Origin of the sequence: Psychrobacter sp. UBA6291, assembly GCF_002439405.1 — a bacterium.
Lineage (GTDB): Bacteria > Pseudomonadota > Gammaproteobacteria > Pseudomonadales > Moraxellaceae > Psychrobacter > Psychrobacter faecalis.
Map to the genome: position 1 here is coordinate 23,291 of NZ_DJUD01000031.1, position 6,890 is coordinate 30,180.

The 6,890-nt window shown below is 41.0% G+C and carries 7 protein-coding genes; 5 read left to right on the forward strand and 2 right to left on the reverse strand.

Annotated elements, in window-relative coordinates; all coding sequences use genetic code 11:
• Window positions 1-2 precede the first annotated feature (2 nt).
• Window positions 3-338 carry a hypothetical protein gene (locus B3R91_RS05390; RefSeq protein ID WP_068405285.1) on the reverse strand — a complete coding sequence of 112 codons (336 nt, stop codon included), beginning with the start codon at window positions 336-338 and terminating at the stop codon, window positions 3-5.
• Between the two features lie 248 nt (window positions 339-586).
• Here B3R91_RS05390 and B3R91_RS05395 point away from each other — a divergent pair, with 248 nt between their 5' ends.
• A complete protein-coding gene (locus B3R91_RS05395) occupies window positions 587-1,207 on the forward strand; it encodes a class I SAM-dependent methyltransferase (RefSeq protein WP_286796766.1) in 621 nt (206 codons plus the stop codon).
• 61 nt (window positions 1,208-1,268) lie between these two features.
• Here B3R91_RS05395 and B3R91_RS05400 read toward each other — a convergent pair whose 3' ends face one another.
• On the reverse strand, window positions 1,269-2,126 hold the full coding sequence (locus tag B3R91_RS05400) for an AraC family transcriptional regulator (protein ID WP_286796767.1): 858 nt from the start codon (window positions 2,124-2,126) through the stop codon (window positions 1,269-1,271).
• Between the two features lie 181 nt (window positions 2,127-2,307).
• Between B3R91_RS05400 and B3R91_RS05405 the strand changes: the two genes are divergently transcribed.
• The 4 genes from B3R91_RS05405 to B3R91_RS05420 all read left to right on the forward strand — a co-directional run bounded on the left by B3R91_RS05405 (window position 2,308) and on the right by B3R91_RS05420 (window position 6,694).
• Window positions 2,308-2,721: an organic hydroperoxide resistance protein gene (locus tag B3R91_RS05405; RefSeq protein ID WP_286796768.1), complete on the forward strand. Its 414-nt coding sequence runs from the start codon at window positions 2,308-2,310 to the stop codon at window positions 2,719-2,721.
• Between the two features lie 413 nt (window positions 2,722-3,134).
• Window positions 3,135-3,782: a hypothetical protein gene (locus B3R91_RS05410; protein WP_286796769.1), complete on the forward strand. Its 648-nt coding sequence runs from the start codon at window positions 3,135-3,137 to the stop codon at window positions 3,780-3,782.
• A 129-nt stretch (window positions 3,783-3,911) separates the two neighbouring features.
• Window positions 3,912-5,486 (forward strand): Dyp-type peroxidase, encoded by a 1,575-nt coding sequence (locus B3R91_RS05415; protein WP_286796770.1) that lies wholly within the window; start codon window positions 3,912-3,914, stop codon window positions 5,484-5,486.
• A gap of 59 nt (window positions 5,487-5,545) precedes the next feature.
• The gene (locus B3R91_RS05420; protein ID WP_286796771.1) at window positions 5,546-6,694 is read left to right on the forward strand and encodes a catalase family protein; all 1,149 of its coding nucleotides are present in this window, start codon (window positions 5,546-5,548) and stop codon (window positions 6,692-6,694) included.
• Window positions 6,695-6,890: the final 196 nt, after the last annotated feature.

Here is a 6,890-nt window from a genome sequence, read left to right on the forward strand (position 1 = left end):
CTTTAGGGTTTTGCTCTTATATTTTCTGTCACCACGCCCATCGCATAAAACAGCAAGGCGATAAGGGTCATGGCGACGATAAACGGCGTTAAAACCCAAATTACAATGTTAATGAGTAATGATGATAATAGACCATTAAAGATAATGCTGTGCGGCGCGATAAAATCGGTGATGACATCGACAGCGCGTTTGGCGATCGGGAAAAGTAGGGTGCTGACAGCCAGAATATAGAGATATTTGGCGAAGTCAGGATTGCTTGAGAGGACGATAAAGTAAAAGCCTACATAGTAGCTGATACCTAATGCCCAGCATTTGAGAGTGTAGCTGAAACGAATCATGTGACTTCCTCCCTAAATCTGACGGTGATGTGACCATCCATGGATAACACATCAATATCTAATATATTCCAATAATTGAATATATTATTATATGTTATATTACGAATATACAAGTCAACTGTTTTTTATCACCATCTTTATTTAACTAATAGCACACTAGCTGCGAGATTAAAGCCTAAAATTTTATCAATAGAAAATAAATAGCCTAAGCAAAAATTAAAAACCAATGCAATAAAAAGGGAAAAACCATGTGGAACGAGCGCTACAATAGAGCAGAGTATGTTTTTGGTACCGAGCCCAATGATTTTTTAAAAGAAAATTTCCAAAAAATACCGGTAGGTGGCAAAGTTTTGTGTTTGGCTGAAGGCGAAGGCAGGAATGCAGTTTTTTTAGCAGAACAAGGGTACGAAGTGACCGCTATGGATATGTCAGACGTAGGTTTGAATAAAGCATTAAAGCTGGCGCAAGATAGAGACGTTGATATCATCACTCAAGTTGCTGATTTAGCTGACTATGATTTTGGCCAAGCACAGTGGGACAGTATCGTTGCTATCTGGGCGCATCTGCCGCCAGCCATACGCCAGCACGTTCATGGACAGGTTGCACCAGCGCTCAAGCCAGAGGGCGTGTTTATCTTAGAGGCTTATACCGAGCAGCAGCTAAGCATGGACGCTGTCGGCGGACCTACTGCAACGCAAAAAGAGCGCTTTGGTTCGTTAGCAGTCTTGCGTGCCGAGCTGGCAGAGTTAGAAGAAATAACGGGTATCGAAAAGCAGCGCATGATTTCTGAAGGTAAGCGCCATCAAGGTTTGAGTGCGGTTGTACAGTTTATTGCTAAAAAAACAGATGAGCATGAATTTACGCGCTAATTTATGAACGTGATTGTCAGTTTTGATAATACTTATATTCTTTGATCTTGACTGCTTAATTCTAGACATGTAATTCAGCACTTGGACTGATACCAAATAAACGTTTATATTCTCGGCTAAATTGGCTTGGGCTTTCATAACCAACCTGCATAGCGATTTGAGCAATTTGAGTGTCGTTTGCTTGAATCAGTCGTCTTGCTTCCATCAAACGTAGGCTCTTTTGGTATTGAAGCGGGCTTAACTGAGTAATTTCCTTAAAATGATGATGAAACCCTGAGACACTCATCCCGCAACGACTGGCCAATTCTTCTATAACAATCGTCTCGTTTAAATGCGTCTTTATCCAATCGGTGGCTTTGCTAATACGGTGCGTATGACTGCCATTGACCACCAGTTGGCGCAATTTATTGCCTTGCTCTGCTATAAGCAGGCGATAGTAAATCTCCTGCTGAATTAATGGAGCAAGAAAACCAATATCATTTGGATAATCAAGCAAGTGTATCAGGCGCTCAAACGCCGCCATGATGGTACTGTCCAATTGCCACTTTATTCCTAAATATCCTTCAGTATTAGGCGGTTTCGGCGGTATTTTTGCTAAAACCTCACTAATCATGACAAGGTTTAATTTCATAGACAGCACGATAACCGGACGCTCTACCGTCGCATGCCTTATATGCATGCTTAAAGGGATATTAACGGGGCAAAACATGAGATTACTTTTGTCAAACCTTTGACAGTCGGCACCTAAGTAAATCTCGCGCGCACCTTGTAAAACGATGCAGATACTAGGTTCTTGAATATAGCTGACCGCTTTACTGGGTTTATCAGCACAGTAAAAAAACAAACCTGAAACGGCGGATTCAATGGTTTTGTTTCTAGGTAATAACGATAGGAGTTGCTCAATAGTTGATTGATTCATTAGCTTTTCTTATTTTATACAATTGCTCGATACTATAGAGTTTTGTAGGATTGGGCAAGAGGTTTGGAGCTATGTTCTAACAGATTGTCGCGCTGAGTCTTATACTAGCCTTATTGAGACTGATGCAGCCTCATGATTGATTGAATCGAATTTTATGTAAGTAAAACATAAGGAATAGAGAATGAAAATATTTTATAAAACTCGCGCCACAGCAAGCGGCGGTCGTTCTGGTCACACCGGTCTTGATGATGGTTCGTTAGGTTTTGATTTGGTGTCATTTCAAGAGCAAGATAAAGAAGGTGTCAATCCAGAACAGCTTTTTGCCATGGGTTACGCCGCTTGTTTTGATAGCGCCTTAAATATGACGGCGCAGCACATGAAACTGCCGATCACTGCGTCAAAGACCTCGACCCAAGTTGGTATTGGTATGAAGGCCGATGGCAGCTATAACTTAGATATCGATTTGTACATTGAGGTGTCTGGTATCGATGAGGTGCAAGCGCAAACCCTTGTTGAGGCGGCTCACCAGGTATGCCCGTACTCCAATGCTACTCGCGGTAATGTGGATGCGCGTTTGCAGGTGACTGTGGTTTAGATATCATTTTATTAAACAATGGCTTTGATAGCTGAGTTAGTAGATACACTAATAACTATAAACAAGTATAAGAATACCGTGACTTTCAATTGCTTGGATATATAACGTATCCAAGCAATTTTTTTATCCAAACAAGATGAAGGCTATTTGTTTAACTCTATAAACGAATAAAGCGCTCTTTGAGCAAAATAAAAACAATGCCAATACTAAAACTTTGTTAGAAATCAAATAATAGTGACGTTTGCTTTCTGTTCTATTTTGTGTGAATAACTTGCTGAGCTTCGAGCTTCTCTTTATGTCTGTTATGGTAAAAACAAATAAGTTGATAGTGAAACGACAGCTTATTTTTATAGAGTATCTTTTTTATAAAGTGCTTTTCAAATTATAACAACATAATAATAAGGGCAAATATTATGAATAATGACACTAAGAACAATAATGCTAAAGACGCTGATGCTAAGAATAACAAAAAGCGCATTATCGATAATTCTGAAGATTTAAAAGCCAAAATCACCGAATCTATTGAAGATTTTAAATTGCGCGCTGAGCTTTTGATAGCTAATTTAAAAGAGGGCGGCGATGATGGTTATGACCATTCAACGACCACTGCCGGTGAAAAAGGGCTTAAATCCGGAAAAGTTTCAGAGCTAACGGTGATTGCACCGTTAAAAGAAGGCGGGGCAGAACGGCTAAAAAAAGTCTTAGAGATTGCTGGCGGTAATTTGGCAGGGGCAACGCGAGTTGGTACGCTGCACGATTTACGCTTTGTGTTTTTAGACAATGACACCAGAGTGTTATTTTGTACTGCTTATGATGGCGATTGGGACCCTTATATCGACGACTTTGCGACCAAAATTCCTGAGCTGATGGATATTTTATTCGGTAGCGTTGAAGGTTGGCCTGGCATTAAAGACCCGAGTGTCAAACAGTTCATTTTAGATCATCAAATCACTGCCGCTGGTTGGTATGTAGGAGTTCCGCATCTGACTATTCAAGATATTCGTCGCCAAGACCGCATCGTGAAAGGCATTAATAAAGCGCTGGATGAAGCACAGTCTTAAAGTTTGTGATAAAACAATAAGATATTACTAATTTATGCCATCCTTTTATATCACCATTTTTAAATGGGCTGGGTGATATAAAAGGTAAGGGCAAAGTAAACTCAGACAATGATAAAAATAGGGTTAACAATGAGTAAAAACACTGGAAATAATAATAAAAATGATAGTACTTCAAAAGACAATCGGCCTTTAACCAGCAAACTGCATGAATTAAAGGATAACTTTGGCAATCGTATCGTAGATAGCAATGTTGAATCGTGGTTAGCAGATATTAAAAAAGAAGTCGGCGACGGTATCGAGACTTTAGCGAATAAAGCACGCGGCGTCTTTAATCCAAATACCGTCACCATGCAGCTAGAAGACATTCAATCCATTATTTTACGCGATCGACCAACGCCTTATTATGGAACAATCGTTGCGCTGAAAATCAATAATGCAGAAGCTGGGCGCCAACTTTTGAAAACCGTTTTACCTGACGTGACTGGCAGTAAGGCGTGGCATAAAGACATGCAAGCGACGCTATCTATTGTCATGACTTATGATGGTTTAGAGGCGCTCGGCGTGCCGCGGTCGTCATTGGATAGCTTTCCAGAATCCTTTAAAGCAGGTATGGCGAAGCGCGCAGAAAAGCTGCGGGATTTCGATATCAATGCCCCAGAAAACTGGGCTGCCCCTTTTGGTGATAAAGGCGATATCCATGTCGGTGCGGCCATTATTGCTGATAGTAAAGAGAAATGGCAAATAAAGCTAAAGGAGCTGCAAGACAATATTCAGTCGTATATCAATGAAGATAATCCCGCCAATGGCGATATTGAAATTCTTATGGAGCATGCTTTTGGTTCAGACAATAACGTCAAAAACGTCTTTGGCTATCGCGATGGTATCAGTAATCCAGAGGTTCAAGGCAGCGGTATTCAAACGCCGCCAAGTCTTGACGGTGAGGCGATAGCAGCAGGCGAGTTCGTATTAGGTTATAAGGGCGAGGCGGGCACGATAGCACCAATGCCGCAGCCAGAAGTCTTGGGCAAAAACGGCTCATTTATGGTATTGCGTGCCTATAACAGTCATGTCGCCGCCTTTAATAAATTTCTAAAAGAAAATACGCAGAGTGACGAAGAAGCGGAGTTACTGGGCGCAAAAATGTGGGGACGTTGGCGCTCAGGTGCGCCTGTGGTCTTATCTCCTGAGCACGATGATAAAGCACTGGGCGATGACCCCAACCGCAACAATAACTTTGGCTATAAAGACGATCCTTATGGCAAAAAATGTCCATTTGGTGCCCATGTACGGCGTATGAATCCAAGAGACAGCAAAGACTTTATTTTATCAGACGTACGTATTCACCGTATCGTTAGGCGCAGCGTCGGTTTTGGCGAGGTGTTGCCGCCCGATGTGACTGAGGACGATGGCAAAGAGCGCGGGCTATTTTTTATTGGTATCAATGCTCATGCTATGGAGACTGTTGAATTTTTACAATCGCAATGGATTAATGATGGTAATTTTATGAGCTTAGGAGAAGAAAAAGATCCGATGCTTGGTGTACATCATGGCGATAAAGACGCCGCTGCTGATACCTTTACCGTACCTGCTGACCCAATTCGTCAGCGCTATCACGGTATCGAAACTTTCAATACCTTGTACGGCGGTGAGTATTTATTTATCCCAAGCTTATCGGCGCTAAAATGGATGAGTGAATTGTCTTAAAAGCTTAAAAATACCGTTTCATTTACAAGAATAACTACTGATAAAAAAGGATTAAAAAAATGTTAAAGAAATTATTCAAACCTAAATATGTACCTTATGACTCAAAATATATTGCGCTGAGCGCAGAAGACGAGCGTAATATTCGCACCATTACCGACGATATCAAAAACTATATTGCTCGAAGTGATAAAGCCAGTAACGTCGATTACCATACGCGCGATGCCCATGCCAAAGGCTACTGCGCCCTTAAAGCCAAGTTTGAGATAGTAGATAATTTGCCTGCTGAATACGCGCAAGGTCTGTATGCCAAAGCAGGCATTCATGATGCCGTCATTCGTTTTTCTAACGGTGCCTCACGCGTTTCGCCTGATCGTAAGCTTGGATTAGCGCAAGGTTTAGCGATTAAGGTCTTTGACGTAGCGGGTGAAAAACTCGCTCCCGGCGAAGAAGATAGTCCTAACTTTGATTTTAATTTAATCAATCATCCGGTGTTTTTCTGTAATCGAATCGAAGATTATGCCTATATCTCTAAGCTATTTTTAGAGCTGCCAGAATACGCTGAAAAAGGCGCAAGAGGCAAAGCGCAATTGGCTTTTAATTGGTTGACCAATTACGGCTCAAGATTACCGACCAAAGAGTCTTTTAAAACCTTTAAAGCACTGGGCGGATTTATAACCATTGAGCCAAAAAACACCTTGCTTTATGATTTTCATTCGCAAGGCGTAGTGCGTCATGGCGATTATATGGCAAAGATAAGAGTCACGCCAACTAAAGCTGCGGCTAAAAAAATCACCCGTCGTGAGCTTGATGTAAATGCACGCGAGGAAGCAATTCGCCCGCTGATTATCGATGAAATACGCGAGCATGATTATCAGTTTGACGTCCAGATTCAGCTGTGTCGCAGTCTTAAAAAGCAGCCGATTGAAGAGATAACCACCGAATGGAAAGAGAAGGACGCGCCATTTGTGACGGTAGCGAGACTGACAATTCCTTGTCAAGATGTGCCGGATGACGGTCATTTTGAGATTATGGAAAACTTATCCTTTACACCGTTTCGCTGCCTAGAGGAAAACCGTCCGATTGGCAATTTGCAGCAGTCGCGACTAAAAGCCTATCAAATAGCTTCAGAAACTCGTCATAAGCTAAACAATGTCAAACGCCGCGAACCTAAAAGCTTAAAAGAAACTTTTGATAAGTCATTCTTTTAATTGCTTATAAATGCCTAAATTTTTTTATTAAAGATAAGTTTGAATAAAAAAATAAGGCACAAAAAAGAGCCAGTAGTTTGACTGCTGGCTCTTTTCTTTAAATAGGTTTAAGTAAAAATACAGATGTTACTTAAGTCACTGTTTATCAACTACCAGTCATTATTTATGATTATTATATAGTCAGCTCAAAATAAAA

What these genes read in the sequence shown, in the direction of transcription:
- B3R91_RS05390 (WP_068405285.1), bottom strand. Translation starts at nt 338, where the DNA reads ATGATTCGTTTCAGCTACACTCTCAAATGCTGGGCATTAGGTATCAGC.
- B3R91_RS05395 (WP_286796766.1), top strand. Translation starts at nt 587, where the DNA reads ATGTGGAACGAGCGCTACAATAGAGCAGAGTATGTTTTTGGTACCGAG.
- B3R91_RS05400 (WP_286796767.1), bottom strand. Translation starts at nt 2,126, where the DNA reads ATGAATCAATCAACTATTGAGCAACTCCTATCGTTATTACCTAGAAAC.
- B3R91_RS05405 (WP_286796768.1), top strand. Translation starts at nt 2,308, where the DNA reads ATGAAAATATTTTATAAAACTCGCGCCACAGCAAGCGGCGGTCGTTCT.
- B3R91_RS05410 (WP_286796769.1), top strand. Translation starts at nt 3,135, where the DNA reads ATGAATAATGACACTAAGAACAATAATGCTAAAGACGCTGATGCTAAG.
- B3R91_RS05415 (WP_286796770.1), top strand. Translation starts at nt 3,912, where the DNA reads ATGAGTAAAAACACTGGAAATAATAATAAAAATGATAGTACTTCAAAA.
- B3R91_RS05420 (WP_286796771.1), top strand. Translation starts at nt 5,546, where the DNA reads ATGTTAAAGAAATTATTCAAACCTAAATATGTACCTTATGACTCAAAA.